We start from the raw sequence: 20,482 nt of genomic DNA on the forward strand, positions 1-20,482 counted from the left end.
CTCCTCGCCTTATTCAGAAGGCGCAAGGGGCAGGTTGGGCATGCCGTGCCCTCCGGGTTTCATCACCCAAGGGCGCGCGCCGCGCACGGCGCGATCTGTCACGACGCGCACGCCCTGCTTTTCCAGATATACAGCCTGCGCTCCTTCCCGCCATGCGAAGAAACGATCCAGCCTGCGCGCATTGGGGCAGGAGTCGCGCAGGGGCGCGCTGCTGATCACGACATCCATGTCAGCGCACAGAGCGTCAGGCAGACGCGCCATGCCATCGGTTTTATCCACGACCCGCAGCAACGCCATTCGCCCGTTTTTGCTGACAAAACAGATATCCGGATCTCCATCTTCCCCACAACTGAGCACACCGTCAGGCGTCTGCCCCTTTACAGGAAACGGTTCAGGCTCACGCGCAAAAGCCTGCGTCCATGCAGCCCGCACAGCCGCGGAATCCCGCGAACGGCCAGCAACCAGCAGATGGCCGCCATCCCGCACCGCCATCAGCCCACCGTCCGGGCTGATCAGAATATCCGGCTGAACCAGCAATAATGGGGACAGTATGCCTAGCGCTACAGGCACCACGCCCCACAATCGCCAGCGCTGCCGCCATAAACACAGCCAGCAGAGCCCCAGCAACACCGCCCCAAGCCCCCATGTGGGCATGTGCGGCACACTCACCCGTGCAGCAGGCAATCGGGCAACCCCATGCGCCATGGAAAGCACCAGCTCTATTCCCCAGCCCATGGGCATCAGTGCCATCGCTTCCAAATGAAGCGGCATCAGCAGCAGGGCCAACAGCCCGAGCGGCATGATCCACACCGCCATCAGGGGCACGGCCAGCAAATTGGCGAGCACAAAAAAGGGCTGGATCTGGCCAAAATGCGCCATAACGATGGGCAACGTCGCCAGCCCGGCCAGCAGGCTGGTGAGCGCCAGCGCGATGAGATGGCATACCAGCCAGTGCGCCATACCCGTTGCCCGCGCCCGATACCCGGCAAACCATGGCCCCAGAGCCTCATAACCGGCAACAAGCGCCATAACAGCGGCGAAGGACATCTGGAACGCCACGCCCAACAGTTCCTCCGGCATGATCAGCAGTAGAAGCGTGGCGGCCAAAGCCAGCCCCCGCATAGACACAACGCGCCTGCCCACTGCTATGCCCAGCACAGCGATTGACGCCATGATCAAACTGCGGATGACGGGCAGATGCAGCCCGGTCAGCATGGCGTATCCGGCCCCGCCCACCAACGCCAGCAAAGCGGACAGTGCCTTGCAGGGCCAACGCAGGGCAGCCCATTCCCACAGGGCGAACCCAAGCCGGAAAAGCCCCATCAGCAAGCCCATCACCAAGCCCAGATGCAGCCCGGCCACCGCGAGAAGATGCGCCAGGCCAGACGCTGCAAAATCCTCCCGCACCGCGCGCGGCACACTGGTGCTTTCTCCCGTCAGCACGGTGGAGGCCACCGCTCCCACGGCTCCCGGCAGCACCGCACGAATACGGGCATCCAGCGTTTCCCGCAAAGGTTCGAGAACCGTGACAATCCAGCCTCTTTGACGAGAGGATACACTGAGACGCTCAACCGGATTCAAAGCCCGGCCATACCCGGCGCTGTTGGCAAACCATGCCTCCCGCTGAAGGTCTCTCCCGCCGGGGAATGCTAGAAACGGCGGCGGCATCAGCATGACCCGCACCCACACTTCATCACCGGGGGCCAGATCCCCCATATCGTCGGGCTTCAATTTCACGCGCAGGGTGCGCTTCAGGGGCAGCATGTCCGCATCCAGCGGGGTCTCCAACCGGGCGTTCGCCAGCACAACCATGCGGGCGGGCACAGCACCATCCCGCCCTGCTACTGCGGCCATACTCTGCACCGTGCCCGTTATCTCCACAGCCCGCCGCGGCAGCTCCGGCATGGGCGGATGCCGATACGTTGAAAGCCACGCCGCCAGAAACCCCACAGCAACCGCGAGGCAGCCACCAGCCACTATGCGCCCCCACACGCTCTGCCAGCCACGCCACAGCCCCAACAAAGCCGCCCCGATGCAGAGCATGGGCAAAGCGACCCCGCCCCATACGGAAGGCTCCTGCCGCAACCCGAAATACCCCGCTACGCCCAGCGCCATGCCAACAGGCCCCCACAGCACCAACCGCCTCTGCTCCGCCAGCAAAAGGGCCGTCACGGCGGTAAGGAGATCACTTTTGAGGAACACGATTGTTTCGCGCAGGGAGCCCTCCCTCAAGACGGAGCATCCGGCATCAGCATCCTGTGCGGCATGAAGCCAGCATCAGGAACAGCCATGCACCCTCCAGGCAGGCCACGTGCACAGGCTGAAGCACCGGAACGCTCAAGACCATATGGCTCCCCGCGCCCGTGCGTGATAAGGAAGCGCCTCATGACGAAAATCCGCACACGTTTTGCCCCGAGTCCGACAGGCCTGCTGCATATCGGCAACGCCCGCGCGGCCCTGTTCAATTTTCTCTTTGCCCGTCATCACGGCGGCGAGTTCCTCCTGCGTATCGAGGATACCGACCGTGAGCGTTCCACCCAACAGGCAGTAGACGTTATTTTTGACGGGCTGGCCTGGATGGGCATTACGGCGGATGAAGAACCCGTTTTCCAGTCCACCCGCCAGCCCCGCCATACGGAAGTGGCGCTGGAGCTACTGGAAAAAGGCCTCGCCTACAAATGCTACTGCACGCCTGAAGAGCTGAAGCAGATGCGTGAGGACGCCATGAAAAATGGCAAACCCCCACGCTATAATGGCATGTGGCGTGACCGTGATCCCTCAGAAGCTCCAGCCGGAGCCCCCTACGCCGTGCGCATCAAGGCCCCGCGTGAAGGGGAAACCGTGATTGAAGATCTGGTGCAGGGCGAAGTGCGCGTTGCCAATGCGGAACTGGATGACATGATCATCCTGCGCTCCGACGGCACCCCCACTTACCAGCATGCCGTGGTGGTGGATGATCATGACATGGACATCACGCACGTGATTCGTGGCGATGACCATCTGACCAATACCTTCCGTCAGGCCATGATCTACCGCGCCATGGGCTGGGATCTGCCCCGCTTTGCCCATCTGCCGCTTATTCATGGGCCGGATGGCGCCAAGCTGTCCAAGCGGCACGGCGCGCAATCCGTGGTGGAATTCCGCGATGAAGGCTATCTGCCGGAAGCCCTGTGCAACTACCTGCTGCGTCTGGGCTGGGGCCATGGCGATGCGGAAATCCTCTCCCGTGAGGAACAGATCAAGCTGTTTGATCTGGACGGCGTCGGTCGCTCCCCCTCCCGCATGGATTACGCCAAGCTGCTGCACATCAACGCCGTATGGCTGCGTCAGGCCGATGATGACCGCCTGACCAATGATGTGATGGACCGCCTTAAAGCCGTAGACGGCGTTGCAACGGACGAGACCACCCGCGCCCGTGTGCTGGCCCTGATGCCCGGCCTGAAGGAACGCGCCCGCACTCTGGTTGAACTGGCGGACAGTGCCGCCTTCCTTGGCCGCCATGTGCCGCTGCCCTTCAACGCCAAGGCGGAAAAACTGCTGACACCGGAAGCCCGCACCATTCTGGATGGTCTGGCGCGTGAACTGGCCGCCGTGCCGGACTTCACCCCGGAAGAGATTGACGCAGCCCTGCGCCGCTTTGCCGAGCGTGAAGGCCATAAGCTGGGGCAGGTTGCGCAGCCGCTCCGCGCTGCCGTAACCGGGTCCAACACCTCACCGGGGATCGACGCGACCCTCTTTGCCCTCGGCAAGGATGAAACGCTGGCCCGTATCGGAGCCGTGCTCAATGGCTAGCTTTTCCGGCCGTCACACACAGCATCTGCTCGGACTGGAAGGCATGACGCCCAATCAGATCGAGCCGTTGCTTGATCTGGCCGAAAGCTATGCCCTGCTGAACCGCTCCCGCAAGGTCCCGCGCGATGTGCTGCGGGGCCGCACGCTGATCAACCTGTTTTTTGAAGACAGCACCCGCACCCGTACCTCCTTCGAGCTTGCGGGCAAGCGGCTGGGCGCGGATGTGATCAACATGTCCGTGGCGCAGTCTTCCGTAAACAAGGGCGAAACACTGCTGGATACCGCAGCCACCCTCAACGCCATGCAGGCGGATCTGCTGGTGGTACGGCATGCGCAGTCGGGCGCACCGGCCCTCCTGGCGCAGAAGGTGGAAGCGTGTGTGGTAAACGCGGGTGATGGCACGCACGAGCACCCTACGCAGGCATTGCTGGATGCCCTGACCATCCGCCGTCATTGCGGCCATCTGGCTGGGCTGACAGTAGCCATTTGCGGCGATGTCGCCCATTCCCGCGTGGCACGCTCCAATATCCATCTGCTTACCACCATGGGCAGCCGTGTGCGCGTGGTCGGCCCGCCTACTTTGGTACCGGGGGCCATCCGCCATCTGGGTGTGGATATTTTCCACACCATGGAAGAAGGCCTGCGCGATGTGGATGTGGTGATGATGCTACGCCTGCAACGCGAACGCATGTCTTCCGGCCTTATTCCCAGCGCGCGTGAATATTTCCGTTTCTACGGGCTGGATAACCGGCGGCTGGCGCTGGCCAAACCCAAGGCACTGGTCATGCACCCCGGCCCCATGAACCGGGGTGTGGAAATTGACAGTCAGGTAGCTGATTCAGACCAGAGCGTGATTCAGGAACAGGTTGAAATGGGCGTGGCCGTGCGTATGGCCGTGCTTGATCGGCTGACCCGCAGCAGGCACTCCGCATGAGCACCCTTCTTTTTGAAAACGTCCGCCTTCTGGACCCTTCCTCCGGGCTGGATGAACCCGGCCGCCTGCTGGTCCGCAATGGCGTTGTTGACGCCACGGACAAAGCCGGAGCCGAAGGCGCGCCCGAAGACGCGCAGGTTATCAATGGTCAGGGCGCGGTTCTGTGCCCCGGCCTTGTGGACATGCGCGTTGAAATTGGTGAGCCCGGCCATGAATACCGTGAAACCATCGCCTCTGCCGCCCGTGCGGCCTCGGCTGGCGGCATCACCACCATTGCCATTCTGCCAACCTGCGAACCCGCCATTGATAACCCCGCACTGGTGCGTCTGCTCCGCACCCGTGGGGAGGAAACCGGCGCCATTACCATTCTGCCCTACGGCGCGCTGACCAAAGGCTGCAAGGGGCAGGAACTGGCGGAAATCGGCCTGCTGCATGAGGCCGGAGCCGTAGCCTTTACTGATGGCGCGCGTGCCATAGACCCCGCCAAACTGATGCGGTTGGCGCTGTCTTATGCTGGCGGGTTCGGAGCCATGGTGGTGCAGCACCCGGAAGAGCCTTCTCTGGCCGGTTCCGGCTGCGCCACGGCGGGAGAACTGGCCACCCGCCTTGGTCTGCCCGGTATCCCCCCGGTGGCGGAAGCCATCATGATTGCCCGTGATATCCGTCTGGCGGAACTGACGGGCGGACGGTTGCATTTTGGTCATGTCTCGACCGGGGAAGGCGTAAACCTGATCCGTCAGGCCAAGGCACGCGGCCTGAATGTGACGTGTGACACCGCCCCTCCTTATTTTGACCTGAACGAAAACGCGATTGGTGACTTCCGCACCTACGCCAAGTTCTCGCCCCCTCTGCGGGCGGAAGAAGACCGTCTGGCAATCTGTGCTGCGTTGGCCGATGGCACCATTGACGCCATAGCGTCCGACCATCTGCCGCGCGACGCCGACGATAAACGGTTGCCTTTTGCGCAGGCCGCAACAGGTGGCACCGGCATGGTAACCCTGCTCGGTGTGACGCTGGCCCGCGTTCATGACGGCACGCTCACCCTGCCGCAAGCCATTGCCCTTCTGACCCACAAGCCTGCCGCTCTGCTTGGCACCTCGGCTGGCACCCTCGCCAAAGGGGCCGCAGCTGATCTGTGCCTGTTTGCACCGGAACAAAGCTGGCTGGTGGAAGCGGGTAAATTGCCCGGCCGGGCCCAGAACACACCGTTCGATGGCCGCCCACTGGAAGGCCGTGTTCTAGGCACATGGAAAGCCGGGCGCCGCGTGTATGAGGCTACCAGCGCATGATGGAAACCCTGCCGTCCTACGCGCTGTGGCTTATGGCCGCCATGGCTTTTCTGGGGTACGTGCTGGGAAGCGTTCCCTTTGGGCTGATCCTAACCAATCTGGCCGGTGCGGGGGATCTGCGCAAAATCGGGTCTGGCAATATTGGGGCCACCAACGTGCTGCGCACAGGCCGCAAGGACCTTGCCGCCGCCACGCTGGGGTTGGATGCCGCCAAGGGGCTTCTGGCGGTTCTGATCGCATGGATCATGACCCCGCCAGACTTTGCAGACCGCATTACCTCCGTCACCGCATTGGCGGTGGTTGTGGGCCATTGCTATCCCATTTTCCTTGGGTTCAAGGGGGGCAAGGGCGTCGCAACCGGGCTGGGCGCCATGCTCGCCCTTTCGCCGCTCACGGGGCTGGCGGGTTGCGCTGCGTGGCTGGGCGTTGCACGGCTTACCCGCATTTCCTCTGCCGGAGCCATTGCCGCCTTTATTGTCATGCCGGTGGTAAACTGGGCGCTTTATGGGTTCAGCTTTCAGGCATCCCCCAAGCCCATGGCCACGTTGCTGATCAGCATTCTGGTGCTGGCGCGGCATCACGCCAACATTGGCCGTATTCTGAACGGCACCGAACCACGGGTTGCGCCAAAACAGAAATGACGGCGCGCGTATGACCTCTCTGGCCGCCTGCCTGCGCCTGGCCCGGACCGATTCGGTAGGGCCGCGCACATGGCGGCGGCTGGTGGAACGCTACCAAACCCCGGAAGCAGCGCTGGACGCCCTACCCCATCTGCCCGCCCGCAATGGGCGCACTCAACTTATCCCTCCATCACCCGCGCACATTGAGGCGGAAATAGACGCCACCCTGAAAATAGGGGGCCAGTTTCTGACTCTGCTCGATGCCACCTACCCTCCCTTGCTGCGCGCCTGCCCGGACGCACCGCCTGTTATCAGTGTGTTGGGAGATGCCTCCTGCCTGAGCAAACCGGGGGTGGGGCTGGTGGGCGCACGGAATGCCTCGGCCCACGGCGTCAGACTCGCGGAAAGTCTGGCCACGGAACTGGCTGAAGCTGGGCTGGTGGTTATTTCCGGATTAGCGCGCGGCATAGATCGTGCGGCCCATATGGGGGCGTTACACCGGCACGGTCTGACCATTGCCGCCATTGCGGGTGGGCTGGACTGCCCCTACCCCCGTGAAAATGCCGCCCTTCATGCTGAGATTGCAGAAAAAGGTGTGCTGGTTACAGAAGCGCCCTTAGGCACCACGCCCACGGCCCGCCATTTTCCACGCCGCAACCGCCTGATTGCAGGGCTGGGGCTAGGCTGTGTTGTGGTGGAGGCTGCGCCCCATTCCGGCACCCTGATTACTGCACGGCTGGTTGTGGATTATGGCCGCGAACTGTTTGCCGTGCCCGGCTCGCCGCTTGATTCGCGCTGCCGAGGCAGCAACAATCTGCTGCGCCAGGGTGCCATTCTGACCGAAAGCGTAGCGGATATCCTGCCCAATCTGCCCGCCATTCCTGCATGCCCTGAAAAAAACCCTCCCCTCTTCCCCACGCAAACCGGCCCGGTGCAGGAAGGGAGTGTAAAAAAGGCGTCAACTGCACAAAACCAGAACAAATCCGCCGTTCAAAGCGCATTTTCCCTGCCTCTTCCCGCACCGGCAGAACGCTCCGGCGGGGCACCAGTCAGCCCCGAAAATGTGCGGGAAAAAGTGCTTGATCTTCTCTCCTTTACACCCATACCGGTTGACGATCTTGTTAGGCACTGCCAGTTCTCAGCTTCCACTGTCTTGACCGTGCTCACGGAACTTGAGCTTTCCGGCTGCGTAGACTCCCTCCCCGGTGGGCGGATTGTTCTGGCAGCACCGCATGGAAAAGACGGCTGATCAAGTGCTGCTTCCGGCAGGTCGGAGAGAGTATGACTGACGTTGTGGTGGTCGAGTCGCCCGCAAAGGCGAAAACGATCAACAAATATCTTGGCGATGGCTACACCGTGCTGGCCTCCTTTGGGCATGTACGCGATTTGCCGCCCAAAGATGGTTCCGTGCGCCCGGACGAAGGCTTTGCCATGTCCTGGCAGTCTGATGAGCGTGGCAGCAAGCAGGTTGCCGCCATCATCAAGGCTTTGCGGGGCGCCAAACACCTCTATCTGGCCACTGACCCGGACCGTGAAGGCGAGGCTATTTCCTGGCACGTCCGGTCCATGCTGGAAGAAAAGAAAGCCCTGAAAGGGGTGGAGGTGCAGCGCGTCACCTTCAACGAGATCACCAAAAGCGCCATCAAATACGCTATGGCGCACCCGCGTGAGCTCGATTTCCCGTTGATCGAAGCCTATCTGGCCCGCCGCGCGCTGGATTATCTGGTGGGGTTCACGCTTTCTCCCGTACTGTGGCGCAAGCTGCCGGGCTCCCGCAGTGCGGGCCGCGTGCAGTCCGTCGCCCTGCGGCTGATCTGCGAGCGTGAGGCGGAAATTGAAGTTTTCCAGCCGCGTGAATACTGGACCGTTACCGCATCCCTCACCACGCCTTCTGGTGCACCATTTACAGCCCGGCTGACACATCTGGACGGCAAGAAGCTTGACCAGTTTGATCTGGCCAACGCCGAACTGGCCGAAGCCGCCCGCAAGGCTGTGGAAGCGGAAAACCTTTCCGTCAAATCTGTTGAGCGGCGGAAGGTACGGCGCAATCCGCAGCCGCCTTTCACCACCTCCACCTTGCAGCAGGAAGCCTCCCGCAAGCTGGGTATGGGTGCGCAGGTCACCATGCGCACGGCCCAGCAGCTTTATGAAGGCATTGATCTGGGCGGGGAAACCGTTGGTCTGATCACCTATATGCGAACCGATGGTGTGCAGATGGCTGGAGAAGCCATCGGGGCCATTCGCTCCCACATTGGCAAGCATATTGGTGAAAATTACGTTCCGGCCCAGCCGCGCCATTACACATCCAAAGCCAAAAACGCGCAGGAAGCGCATGAAGCCATCCGCCCGACGGATGTCTTCCGTACGCCGTCCTCCGTTGCCTCCCATCTGACGCAGGACCAGCGCCGCCTGTATGAACTGATCTGGAAACGCGCGGTGGCCAGCCAGATGGAATCCGCAGCCCTTGATCAGGTTGCGGTAGATATTGCAGGCCCCTCCGGCAAAACCGTGCTACGCGCCAACGGCTCCATCATCACGTTTGATGGCTTCCTGCGCCTTTATACGGAAGGGCGGGATGACAGTGACAAACCGGCGGATGATGAATCCCGCATGCTGCCCCCCATGCAGGAGCGTGACCCGCTCAAGCGTGAGGATGTAAAGGCCGATCAGCATTTCACGCAGCCGCCGCCGCGTTTCTCGGAAGCCTCGCTGGTCAAGAAAATGGAAGAAATCGGCATTGGCCGCCCTTCCACTTACGCTTCCATTCTCACCGTGCTGCGTGACCGCAATTACGTCACGCTGGAAAACCGGCGCTTTGTGCCGGAAGCCCGCGGACGGTTGGTCACGGCGTTCCTTGTCTCGTTCTTTGAACGCTATGTGGACACCAAGTTCACCGCCAGCCTTGAAGAACTGCTGGATGATATTTCCGGCGGTCGTGCGGAATGGAAGCAGGTTCTGGCCTCCTTCTGGCACGATTTCTCCAAGGCAGTGGATGACACCAAGGAACTGACCATCACTGATGTGCTGAACGCACTGGATCAGGATCTTGGGCCGTTCTTCTTCCCGCCGCGCCCGGACGGGTCTGACCCACGCCACTGCACGGCCTGCGGCACGGGGCGGCTTGGGCTGAAGCTGGGCCGTTATGGCGCGTTCATTGGCTGCTCCAACTATCCTGAGTGCCAGTACACCCGCCGCCTTTCTGCTGACAGTGCAGAAGACGGTGACGGCAGCAGCGCGCTGAAGGACGGTATGCGCGTTCTGGGTCAACACCCCGAAACGGGTGAGGATATCACCGTGCGTCAGGGGCCATGGGGCCTGTATGTGCAGCTGGGTGAACCAGACCCGGAGGACAAGAAAGCCAAACCCAAACGTGCTTCCCTGCCCAAAGGGCTGGATGGAGAAAAGATCACGCTTGATCAGGCCGTGGGCTTGCTCTCGCTGCCACGTCTGGTTGGCATTCATCCTGAAACAGGAGAACCCATTCAGGCCGGACTGGGGCGCTTTGGCCCGTTTGTGAAAATGGGCGCGGTCTATGGGTCTCTGGATAAGGACGATGATGTTCTGACCATCGGCCTGAACCGGGCTGTGGATGCGCTGGCCAAAAAACTGGCCTCCATCCGTACGCTGGGCAACCACCCCAAGGATCAGGAACCCGTTATGGTGCGCAAGGGCCGGTTTGGCCCCTATGTGCAGCATGGCCAGATTGTTGCGACCCTTCCCCGTGGCACGGATATGGACGCCGTTACGCTGGATGAGGCAGTGGCGTTACTGGCTGAAAAAGGCAAACCCCTGAAAGCCAAAGGGGGGGCGGCCAAGAAGAAGACCGCAGCCAAAAGCACCACCAAGGCCGCACCGAAAAAAACCGCCACCAAAAAGACAGCAAAAACCGCTGAGGGTGAGGCTGCTCCTGCCAAGGAGAAGAAAGCAGCGCCCAAAAAACCACGCGCCACCACCACACGGAAGAAAAAGGCGGAGTAGCCCATCATGCCCAAGGGCATCGGGGCCTCGGCCCTGCCCGGGCATGAGGTCATTCGCCAGTTTCTGGAGGCAGACAGCGCTCCCGTAGGGCCTACGGACATTCTGCGGGCGCTCGGTCTGCCTGCGCGCCTGAAGGCGGCCCTCCGTGCAACGCTGCATGATATGGCGCTGGCGGGTGATCTGGCCTGCCTGCCACCGGGTCGCCTGAAAGGCGTCACAGGTCTACCCGAAACCGTCAGGGCAAAAATAACCCGCCTGAGATCAGACGGACAGGCTTACGCTCACCTGCCGGATGAGCCCGCTATCTCCCTTCTGCTGGTCTCAACATTACCAGATGGCACCTTGCTTTTGCCGGGTGACGAAGTGGTCGCCCGCCTGCGGCCCCGTCTGTCCCTCCGTGGGAGACGGGAAGGTCGGCCTCTGCGGCTGCTTTCCGCTGCCCCGCGCCTCTTTCCTGCCACCGTACAGCCAGATGTTTCTCCTGCAAGCGCCCCCCCTACGTCGTCTCTTCCAAGCACGTCGCCGACTGACGCGACTGCGAACGATGTATCTGAAAACCGCACGATTCTTCCTGAGGGCAACGCTAAAGAAGATCAGTCTGCTGCCAGCGTGCAGCCCGCCGAAGCGGGTGCTGCGGAGCACCCTATCGCCCTCGTTCCCTGCGACCGCCGATTCGGTCAGGTTCTTTACGCAGCTTCAGGGTCTCTCTCACCAGAGACTGTGGTTCTGGCCGAACTCGTTCCCCACCAACCCGGAAAACCACCTAAAGCCTCCATCCGCACCGTTCTTGGGCCAGTCGATGCGCCGGGGATGGCGGCCCGCCTCGCACTTCTCACGCACCCCATGCCTACCGTGTTCTCACCCGAAGCAGAGGCAGAAGCCCGTCATCTGGCAACCCTCCCGATTGACGCAGAAGCCCTCCCCCTCGACACCGACACCGACACCGACACCGACACCGACACCGACATAACGTTCTCTGGGCGCGCGCTCCCACGCAAGCTTTCTGGTCACCCTGTTGTGCGCCGTGACCTTCGCACCATCCCTCTTGTCACGATTGATGAGGCCACCGCCGAAGATTTTGACGATGCGATCTGGGCAGAACGCACCACTGACGGCTTCCATCTCCTCATCGCCATTGCCGATGTCGCCCATTATGTCCGCCCCGGCTCCGCGCTGGATCAGGACGCCAGAAACCGGGGCAATTCCGTTTATCTACCAGGGCAGGTTGTGCCCATGTTGCCGTTGGCTCTTTCCGCCGATGTGTGTTCGCTCAAACCGCGAGAAGACAGGCTGTGTGTCTATATCGACCTGCACATCACTGCCGATGGGCAACGGGTATCAGGTCGTTTTGGGCGCGGGCTGATGCGGAGTGCTGCCCGCCTGACCTATCAGGCTGTGCAGGAGGCACTCGAGTCTTCTCCACAGAGTCAAAGCGAGGCCCCTGAGCCCCCGGCTTCCAAGCCAAATACGCCTTGGGCCGCACTGCCACCGGATCTGCTGCCCACCCTGATGGCGGCCGCCCATGCCCTGCAACAGGCGCAGCCCCCTCACCCGGCAGATAGAACGGGGGAAGAGGAGTTTGTGGTCACGCTGGATGCCTCTGGGCACCCGACCGCCTTCACCCCACGCCAACGACTGCCCGCGCATGATCTCGTTGCCAGCTTCATGATTGCCGCCAACTGCTTTGCCGCAGAAGAACTGGATCGCCACGCGGCTCCGGGCCTGTTCCGTGTCCATCCGGCAGCGCCTTCCTCCACGCAGCAAAGACGCCAGATGGCTCGTTATGCGCCCCGCCCGGCCTGGCATGATGGATTGCAGCTTGCCTGTTATACGCATTTCACCAGCCCCATCCGCCGGTATGCGGATCTGGTGAACCACCGTGCCCTGCTGGCGACACTGATGCCCTCTGACCGCGCGATGGAGGGCCGTGGCGAATCAGCCACGCTCTCACCCAGCGCCATGCATGCTCTGGCCGGGCACCTGCATCTTGCCGAGCGCCGTGCTTCTTCTGCCACACAAGCATGCTATAATAGGCTGGCAGCGCTCTTCCTGCGGCCTTTCATTGGCCAAACCCTGCGGGCCTGTGTGACCGGAACAACACGGACCGGCGTTGCCGTGACATTGACGAAAACCGGAACTCCGTCTTTCCTTTTTTCAAGCGCCTTGCCGGATGAATTACGGATGAATGACGACTCGCCTGCCCCCCGCACAAACCTGAACCCGGAAGCCACGCTTCAGGTGGGTACTGTGCTGTCTGTTGTCCTGATCTCAACCAATCCGGCGCAAGGCACGCTTGATCTGGCTCTTGCCCGCAATGCGCGCTGAAGCTGCCTTACGCCTTGTGCCACCCATACGGCGGGTGCTGCCCTGTGTCCTGATTGCTACATTGCTGGTCTGCCAACCCATGCCGCTCAAGGCACAGACGGGCAGCCCCGCAGGACGGCCGGACACGCTCCCTTCCGCGCAACCGGACGCACAGAAAGCGCAAGCCACATCTGCGTCTGCTACCGCCAACGTGGCTCCGGAAGCGCCCTCCGGTTCCGTTACAAAAACAGCGGACACACAGCCTCAGCCGTCGGCATCCTCAGCGGAAGGCACGACGGGAACCGCCGCCGCGCCAGAGCAGACTTCGGCCGCGTTGCCGGAAGCCGCGCCACCTGCGCCCGCAGCACCCCCGCTTGATATGGCGCTTGTGCATTCCGTGATGCAACCGCCCTGGAATTCCTCGGCCCCCGCACGCTGAGCAGCACTCCAGCCGGGATTTTACCCTGTGGGGGCTTGGCAGTCTGACAGCGCTTGACCCCACATTGGCGATCGATTCCCGGGGAGCCGACATCCGCCTGCTGGCGGGACAAACGCCTCTGCTCACCCGTGCCACCCCAGCCCCCCAGAATGACGAGGGGTGGGCCCAGCTTGCTGTTGATTTTCTAGCCGCAGCCCGTGAGCACTCAGACGGCGTGCGCACCGCCACGCGGGAAGAATTGGTGCAGGCGTTTTTTGACGAACTGTTCAACCATCTTGACCCATACTCCCGCTATATTGGCCCCTCCTCCGCCAGCACGGATCGGGAAGCCCGTGTGGGGGGGAGGCTGATGCCGGAGTCACTCTGACCCGCAAAGGGCGGGATATCGTGATTTCAGCCGTCAACGCCAACGGCCCGGCATGGTCTGCGGAAGTGGATACCGGGGACAAGCTTCTGGCAGTCAATAACCGGCTGACGGCCGGACAATCGGTCGAGACCGTTACCAACTGGCTACGGGGAGAAGAAGACTCCCGCGTGACCTTGCGGCTGCTCTCCCCCGGTCAACGGCGCGGCCACACCGTGGTGCTCCGTCGCGCCAAAGTTCCGCCGGAAACGGTTTTTGCCTTCGCCAGTGGATCTCTGGTGGTATTGCGAGTCACATCTTTTTCCTCCGACACGGCAGAGGAGATGAGCCAGTATCTGGATCAGGCCACGCAGGACCCAGGCTTGAAAGGCCTGATCATTGATCTGCGCGGCAACCGGGGGGGCGTGCTGCAACAGGCCGTGACCGCTGCCGCCCTGCTGCTGGACCGTGGCGTGGCAGCCGTCACCGATGGGCGGGACGCGCAGGCCAATCATATCTGGGCTGTTCAGGGTGGAGACATGACGAACGGCCTGCCCATTGCCATTCTGGTAGACGGCCGGACAGCAAGTGCTGCCGAGATTCTCGCCGCAGCCCTGGCCGACCACAAGAGAGCGGTGGTGATTGGCAGTTCCACGCTGGGCAAAGGGCTGGTGCAGACCGTGGCCCAGTTGCCTGATGAAGGGGAACTGTTTGTGACATGGAGCCGCGTGATCGCGCCGCTGCACTGGCCGTTGCAGGGGCTGGGCGTGATGCCGCAGCTTTGCACCAGTCTGGGTGAAGCGGACAGCGCACGCCAGATGCATGACCTTGCCCATGGCCAGCTTGATAACCAGCCCGCCGTGCAGGCTTCCCGCGCGGCGCGGTTTCCGCTGCCGGTCTCGCGCATTCTGGCTATCCGCAAGGCATGCCCTGCTGCACTGGGCAGCGATCGGGACATGACTGTTGCGCGTTCCGTGCTGGAAAACAAAGCATGGTACGCGACGGCCCTGTCCGCCATACCGGATGACCCTGCCGCCCTGCCAAGCCCGGTGCGGGAATGACCAGCCCTCGTCTGCGTTCTGATTTTATTGCGCGGGCCATTCTGCGGCAAAGTGCGCAGGATGGACGTTCTGCCATGCTGCTGCGTAAGGGAGACCCGGATGCCGGAAGTATTTTAGTCCTTCTTCTGGAACGGGACGGCTCTACTGTTGTTCTCAGCCAGACAAGAACAGCAGAAGGCGAGGCCGCCTGGCTTCGTGCATCAGGTGAAACACCGCTCACGCCAGAAGAAACAGCCAGTTATATTGAACGCCAGACACGTTTTGATCCGGATCTGTGGGTGCTGGAACTTGAAGCCCCCGGATTCAGACCTCCATTTGAAGCAACTCTGGTTTGAAATAACCTGAAGATGTGTGACTTATGTCACACGCAGACCGGCCAGATGACACACAAAACCCCTGTGTTTTTGAAATCTGCCGTCCCTGCCTGTTGCACACAACGCAAGTTTACAGCAAAGAAGGCAGGCATATGTGCTTTATACGCACCAATATCGTGATGCCCGGTCACTGCGGAAACAGTGCCACAGCAGGGAGAAGAACATGAAGCTGCGCCAAGGCCTCCTCGCGCAATCACTGCTTTCTGCGCCGCTTGTCGCTGGCTTCCTGCTGTTTGCCGCCCCGGCAATGGCTCAGCCCGTGCAGGGGCTGTATATTGCAGGTGAAGGCGGAGCGACCTTCAACCAGGATCAACGCGTCAGAACATCCCCCATGTTCCCGGACGGGCGAGACCGCTGGCATACCGGCGGCACCGGAATCGGGTCCCTTGGTTATGGGCTGGGCAACGGATTCCGCGTTGAGGTGGAGGGGGATTACCGCTCCATGGCATATTCACGCTTTGTCACCAACACATTGAACAGCCGTGCTGATGGTCGCCGTGAAACCTATGGTGTGATGGCCAACGCCCTGTTTGACATGGATATCGGCAAGCCGTGGCTGTTCCCGTATTTTGGCGCGGGCATCGGTTATGGCTGGACCCATCTGAACACCACCGTGACCGCACCGGGCAACCAGTTCAACCAGCATATTGGCGGCACGTTCGGCAATTTTGCGTATCAGGGCATTTTTGGTCTGGCCTTCCCCACCCCTTGGGTTGTCGGGCTTTCCTTTACGGCTGAATATCGCTTCTGGACCATGCTTGGCCCGCAGTCTCATGGTGCAACGGCATGGGGCACCATTGGCGGTGCCAACCAGAGCAAGTCTTACAGTTTTGCCAGTGGCAACCGTGATACGAAAACCGATTTCAATCACTCGCTGATGCTGGGCCTGCGGTACGAATTCAACCCCGCACCGCCTCCCCCGCCGCCGCCTGCCGAGCAGGCCGCCCCGGCCCCACAGGCCGCCCGTAGCTATCTGGTGTTTTTTGACTGGGACAAAGCCGATCTGACAGACCGCGCCCGTTCCATTGTATCTGTAGCGGCGCAGGCTTCTACCCACACCAACCTGACGCGCATTACCGTTTCAGGCTATACGGACAACTCTTCCGCCTTTCCGGGTCAGAAACGTGGGGAAGCTTACAACATGAAGCTCTCTCTGCGCCGTGCGGAAATTGTCAAAGCCGAACTGATGCGTGATGGTGTGCCAGGTGCCACCATTGATATTCACGGTTATGGTGAGAGCAATCCGCTGGTGCCAACCGGGCCCAACACCAAGGAACCCCAGAACCGTCGGGTGGAAATCATTTTCCGCTAAACGGTCTTTTCCTTTCCGTTTTTCTGAAAGCCGCTCCGGTGCCCTGCCTGAGCGGCTTTTTTAGTACGGCCCACCGCATTGCTCTCTTCTCCCGTTCCTGCCATTCAGGCGCCATGACAAAACAGGCTGACTTCGAGATTTTTCTTGCCACTACACCGGGCCTGGAATCCGTTCTGTGTTCCGAAGTGCGCCTGAAAGGATTCAAAAAACCTACGGTTGTTCCCGGCGGGGTCACCATCAAAGGGGGATGGCCGGAAGTCTGGCGCGCCAACCTGTGGGTTCGTGGCGCAAGCCGCGTTCTGGCGCGACTCGTCTCTTTCCCGGCCTTGCATCTTTCTCAACTGGAACGCCGCACCCGGCAGATGGCGTGGGCGGAGATCCTGCGGGCTGATGTTCCGTTCCGGGTGGAAGCCTCCTGCTCAGGCTCGCGCATCTACCATGCTGGTGCCGCCGCCGAACGCATTACCAACGCCATTGAGAAAACACTGGGCGCGCCGCACTCTCCCGATGCCGATATCGTGCTGAAAGCGCGCATTGAACAGAATATCTGCACTATCAGCATCGATACATCCGGGGAGCTTCTGCATAAACGGGGGCACAAAGAAGCCGTCAACCGCGCCCCTTTGCGGGAGACCATGGCCTCCCTTTTCCTGCTGCAATGCGGCTATACCGGGAATGAGCCCGTATTGGACCCCATGTGCGGATCAGGCACCTTCGTAATTGAAGCAGCCGAGATAGCAGCCCGCCTTAATCCGGGCCGTACGCGCCATTTTGCCTTTGAACATCTTGTCTCATTCAACAGCGAGGCATGGGAGCAGATGCGTGCCGTGAAAAGCAGCCGCACTCCAAACGCGCATTTTTACGGCAGTGACCGTGATGCCGGGGCCATAACCATGAGTCGCGCCAATGCGGAGCGGGCAGATGTGGCCACCTGCACCACCTTCACGCAGCAAACCATTAGCGAGCTGACACCCCCAGCGGGTCCGGCAGGGCTTGTCATCACCAACCCACCCTACGGCACCCGCCTTGGGGACAAGACGCAGCTTGCCGCCCTCTATCGCGCTTTTGGGCAGACCATGCGAGACCGCTTTTCTGGATGGCGCGTGGGGATGGTCACCAGCGAACCGACACTGGCTTACGCGACCGGCCTACCATTCCTGCCACATACCGCCCCAGTGCCCCATGGTGGCCTGCGCATCACGCTGTATCAGACAACAGCCCCTCTCCCCTGAGGAGAGGCAGCTTAAGCCGTCTTCTCGTCGGTTTTAGGGCTATTTGCTACGAAGGCTTTGGCTAAAAGGCCCGATGGGCTGCCATCTGGATTTTGAAAGCCAGACTTTCAGCCTCATAGAATTTTCTCCAGCCTTCTGCTGAGAATTTTTCCGTCAGTTTTTTTGCCGCTGACGGAAAAACAGGAAGACTGAATCCTGTTTCCAGAAAGCTGCTGCCCCCACGCCTTAAAAACAGAAACGCTGGCCCTCGGGTGGGAGCCAGCGTTTTCGTCATGCGGGCTAAAGAGGTTTTACAGCCCGTTGAACAGAGAGGTTGAAAGATAACGCTCGGCAAAAGAGGGCGTAATCACAACAATGGTTTTGCCTTTATAGGCTGGCTTCTGCGCCAGTTGCAGGGCTGCATGCAGGGCTGCGCCAGAGGAGATCCCAATCGGAATACCATCCAGACGCGCGCAACGACGAGCCGCTGCGATGGCTTCACGTTCTGAGACTGTCAGCACCCCATCCAGAGATTGGGTATGCAGCGTAGCCGGGCAGAAACCGGGGCCAATGCCCTGAATGCCATGCGGCCCGGGTTCATCACCGTTCAGAATGGCGCTTTCAACAGGCTCTACACCAAACACCTGCAAACTTTTGCGGCGCGGCTTCAGGGCTTCCGCAATGCCGGTGGCGGTGCCGCCTGTGCCCACACCAGCAACCACAACATCCACCTTGCCGTCCGTATCTGCCCAGATTTCTTCGGCTGTGGTGGCGGCATGGACGGCTGGATTGGCCTCATTATCAAACTGGTCCGGCATCCAGGCATCCGGCGTTTCGGCCACAATTTCATTGGCTCGGGCAATAGCGCCCGCCATGCCAAGACGGGACGGCGTCAGTTCAACCTGCGCATCCATAAGACGCAGCATGCGCCGGCGCTCGATAGAAGCCCCTTCCGGCATGGTCACAATCAGGCGGTATCCACGGGCGGCAGCAACAAATGCCAGTGAAATACCCGTATTGCCGGAAGTAGGCTCCACCAGAACCGTGCGGCCGGGCACAATGCGCCCTTCCTTTTCCGCCGCCAGAACCATGGCCGCGCCAATACGGTCCTTTACTGACCCCAGCGGATTGAAAAACTCAAGTTTGAGCAGCACGCGGGCTTTCAGCTTGTCGTCCTCAGTAATGTGGGGCAGCGCAACCAGCGGCGTGCCGCCCACAACATTAACGATAGACTCATAAATCTGTCCGCGCGGCGCGGCAAAACCGTAGTTTTCAGCAGAACGATCAGAAACAGTCATGAACCCGCCTTTTTATCTGTCAGCATAAATTGGTCCGGCATAATACGAATGAACAACGTAGATAAATCTGACATCCCCTGCTATATGTCAGGACAGCCAAGACATACCACTACATTTGCCCTTTTTTGAGGTGAAAGGAAACAGGCCCATGATCCTGCGCCGTGATAGAGCCATGACTGCCGTGCTTATCATGCTTGATGTTGCTTTCCATGCCGGACGCTCTGGCACAGTCAGCGCAGCGGATATTGCAGAACGCTCCAATCTGGCGCGCCGCGGTATTGAACCACTTCTGCAGGCACTTTCCCGTTCCGGCTTGCTGGAAAGTATTCGTGGCCCGCGTGGCGGTTATCGGTTGGGCCGCCCGCGGCGTGATATTTCACTGGTTGATATCATCAATGCCGTTACGCAGGACGATCAAGGGGGCGATGATGGTCCGCAGGGGCCACTGTTCACCAAAGTCATTGAGCCAAGCTGGAAGCTGTTTGACAAGGAACTGACCATCCAGATGAAAAAGACCAGTCTGGATGATCTGGTCAAAAAAGCAGAAAGCTCCGGCCTGAAGCGCCCATTGAGCGAACCCATCACCTTCTCAATCTGAATTCTGATCCAGCTTCAGGCACGCATATCACGCAAGCCTGAAGCTATTGCTTTTCACTCTGGAGCACCCTGCGCCGCGTACTGCGGTCACCCTCGCTGAGCCTGAGCGTCAAAAAAATCCTGTCGTAAAAAAAGCGCGTCCGGCAAACAGGAAAGCCGGACGCGCTTTTTTTTTATAACCGCAACTATTTCACCCAGCAGAACAGAGTTTACCCTGCCCTGCTGGTAAAAAAATTATTTCTTGCGGGCCGTCGTGACCCGACGGCGGGTTGTGGTGGTCTTTTTGGTTTCAGTCGGGGCCGTTACTGCTGGCACAACAGGGCGCGGCAGCACAACACCCGTGGCATCCACCTGCGCGGTTACGGTCAGACGCGTACGCTTCTCACCCGGGCCAGGCACCAGAATAACCGTGAAGGTATCCGTACCAGCATACCCCATGGTGGGGGTATAGGTTACGTGCGTATCCCGATCCAGGCTGTAGAGAAACGCCTTGCCGTGTTCCGGAGCTGGAGACACGCCAAAGGACGCATAAGACTTGCCGGAAGGCTGCGAGATTTTCAGTTCGCACAGCCCGTCATCAGACCGGACAGTCATGGTTGTGGACATCTGGCCATCCGCACCCGTCTTGATGGGTGTTGTGCTACATACGGCCGACTTTTTCATATACCCGAACGGATTGGGTGTTCCAACCTGAACAGGGCCGCTTGTTGTCGCACAGCCGGCAAGCATACCACCAGTTAGCGCCAGAACGGCAATTCCTCGCAAGCGCACTCGTCAGCTCCGCTTAAATAATAAAAAGGATGAACCCGCGCGCCTCCAAGCCACCCCGCAGGCGCTTTTGCCCTGCCGTGTGCTCTGCACGCCATGATTCGCCTTTGCGTTTAGAACATCCCGAGCAAGGAAGAAAGAGGCATAAGATGCCACGTGATC

The 20,482-nt window shown here is 60.7% G+C and carries 15 protein-coding genes and 1 pseudogene; 12 read left to right on the forward strand and 4 right to left on the reverse strand.

Annotation, left to right across the window (positions count from 1 at the left end; translation table 11 throughout):
- Positions 1 to 9: 9 nt before the first annotated feature.
- Together ASN_RS01440 and ASN_RS19380 are read right to left on the reverse strand one after the other, a co-directional pair.
- On the reverse strand, positions 10 to 2,232 hold the full coding sequence (locus ASN_RS01440) for a ComEC/Rec2 family competence protein (RefSeq protein ID WP_082666534.1): 2,223 nt from the start codon (positions 2,230 to 2,232) through the stop codon (positions 10 to 12).
- Complete coding sequence (locus ASN_RS19380; protein ID WP_157765074.1) at positions 2,229 to 2,387, reverse strand: hypothetical protein; 159 nt, start codon at positions 2,385 to 2,387, stop codon at positions 2,229 to 2,231. The genes ASN_RS01440 and ASN_RS19380 overlap by 4 nt, the downstream gene beginning before the upstream one ends.
- Here ASN_RS19380 and gltX point away from each other — a divergent pair.
- From gltX to ASN_RS01495, 11 genes and pseudogenes are all read left to right on the forward strand, one after another.
- Complete coding sequence (gltX, locus tag ASN_RS01445) at positions 2,386 to 3,792, forward strand: glutamate--tRNA ligase (protein ID WP_058986998.1); 1,407 nt, start codon at positions 2,386 to 2,388, stop codon at positions 3,790 to 3,792. The genes ASN_RS19380 and gltX overlap by 2 nt on opposite strands.
- Entirely contained in the window at positions 3,785 to 4,726 is a 942-nt protein-coding gene (locus tag ASN_RS01450; RefSeq protein WP_006558571.1) for an aspartate carbamoyltransferase catalytic subunit, read from the forward strand. Before gltX ends, ASN_RS01450 begins: the two co-directional genes overlap by 8 nt.
- On the forward strand, positions 4,723 to 6,015 hold the full coding sequence (locus ASN_RS01455) for a dihydroorotase (RefSeq protein ID WP_058986999.1): 1,293 nt from the start codon (positions 4,723 to 4,725) through the stop codon (positions 6,013 to 6,015). Before ASN_RS01450 ends, ASN_RS01455 begins: the two co-directional genes overlap by 4 nt.
- On the forward strand, positions 6,015 to 6,656 hold the full coding sequence (gene plsY / locus ASN_RS01460; protein ID WP_081473560.1) for a glycerol-3-phosphate 1-O-acyltransferase PlsY: 642 nt from the start codon (positions 6,015 to 6,017) through the stop codon (positions 6,654 to 6,656). Before ASN_RS01455 ends, plsY begins: the two co-directional genes overlap by 1 nt.
- 10 nt (positions 6,657 to 6,666) lie before the next feature.
- On the forward strand, positions 6,667 to 7,884 hold the full coding sequence (gene dprA / locus ASN_RS01465; RefSeq protein ID WP_058987000.1) for a DNA-processing protein DprA: 1,218 nt from the start codon (positions 6,667 to 6,669) through the stop codon (positions 7,882 to 7,884).
- A gap of 32 nt (positions 7,885 to 7,916) precedes the next feature.
- Positions 7,917 to 10,613 carry a type I DNA topoisomerase gene (topA, locus tag ASN_RS01470; RefSeq protein ID WP_058987001.1) on the forward strand — a complete coding sequence of 899 codons (2,697 nt, stop codon included), beginning with the start codon at positions 7,917 to 7,919 and terminating at the stop codon, positions 10,611 to 10,613.
- A gap of 6 nt (positions 10,614 to 10,619) precedes the next feature.
- Positions 10,620 to 12,938 (forward strand): RNB domain-containing ribonuclease, encoded by a 2,319-nt coding sequence (locus tag ASN_RS01475; protein WP_058987002.1) that lies wholly within the window; start codon positions 10,620 to 10,622, stop codon positions 12,936 to 12,938.
- A pseudogene (locus ASN_RS01480) lies at positions 12,928 to 14,760 on the forward strand (S41 family peptidase). Before ASN_RS01475 ends, ASN_RS01480 begins: the two are co-directional and overlap by 11 nt.
- Positions 14,757 to 15,095: a DUF1491 family protein gene (locus tag ASN_RS01485; protein ID WP_006559950.1), complete on the forward strand. Its 339-nt coding sequence runs from the start codon at positions 14,757 to 14,759 to the stop codon at positions 15,093 to 15,095. Before ASN_RS01480 ends, ASN_RS01485 begins: the two are co-directional and overlap by 4 nt.
- Positions 15,096 to 15,297: 202 nt before the next feature.
- Positions 15,298 to 16,446, forward strand: coding sequence for an OmpA family protein (locus ASN_RS01490; RefSeq protein WP_006559948.1), 1,149 nt, complete (start codon positions 15,298 to 15,300; stop codon positions 16,444 to 16,446).
- A gap of 113 nt (positions 16,447 to 16,559) precedes the next feature.
- Entirely contained in the window at positions 16,560 to 17,678 is a 1,119-nt protein-coding gene (locus ASN_RS01495; protein ID WP_058987003.1) for a THUMP domain-containing class I SAM-dependent RNA methyltransferase, read from the forward strand.
- A gap of 290 nt (positions 17,679 to 17,968) precedes the next feature.
- Here ASN_RS01495 and cysK read toward each other — a convergent pair whose 3' ends face one another.
- Positions 17,969 to 18,955, reverse strand: a complete 987-nt coding sequence (gene cysK, locus ASN_RS01505) for a cysteine synthase A (RefSeq protein WP_006559945.1) — start codon at positions 18,953 to 18,955, stop codon at positions 17,969 to 17,971.
- Positions 18,956 to 19,103: 148 nt separating this feature from the next.
- Here cysK and ASN_RS01510 point away from each other — a divergent pair, with 148 nt between their 5' ends.
- The gene (locus ASN_RS01510; RefSeq protein ID WP_058987005.1) at positions 19,104 to 19,553 is read left to right on the forward strand and encodes an RrF2 family transcriptional regulator; all 450 of its coding nucleotides are present in this window, start codon (positions 19,104 to 19,106) and stop codon (positions 19,551 to 19,553) included.
- Positions 19,554 to 19,786: 233 nt separating this feature from the next.
- Here the strand turns inward: ASN_RS01510 and ASN_RS01515 are convergent, their stop codons facing one another.
- Entirely contained in the window at positions 19,787 to 20,323 is a 537-nt protein-coding gene (locus ASN_RS01515; RefSeq protein ID WP_058987006.1) for an Ig-like domain-containing protein, read from the reverse strand.
- Positions 20,324 to 20,482 lie beyond the last annotated feature (159 nt).

Origin of the sequence: Acetobacter senegalensis (genome assembly GCF_001499615.1) — a bacterium.
Lineage (GTDB): Bacteria > Pseudomonadota > Alphaproteobacteria > Acetobacterales > Acetobacteraceae > Acetobacter > Acetobacter senegalensis.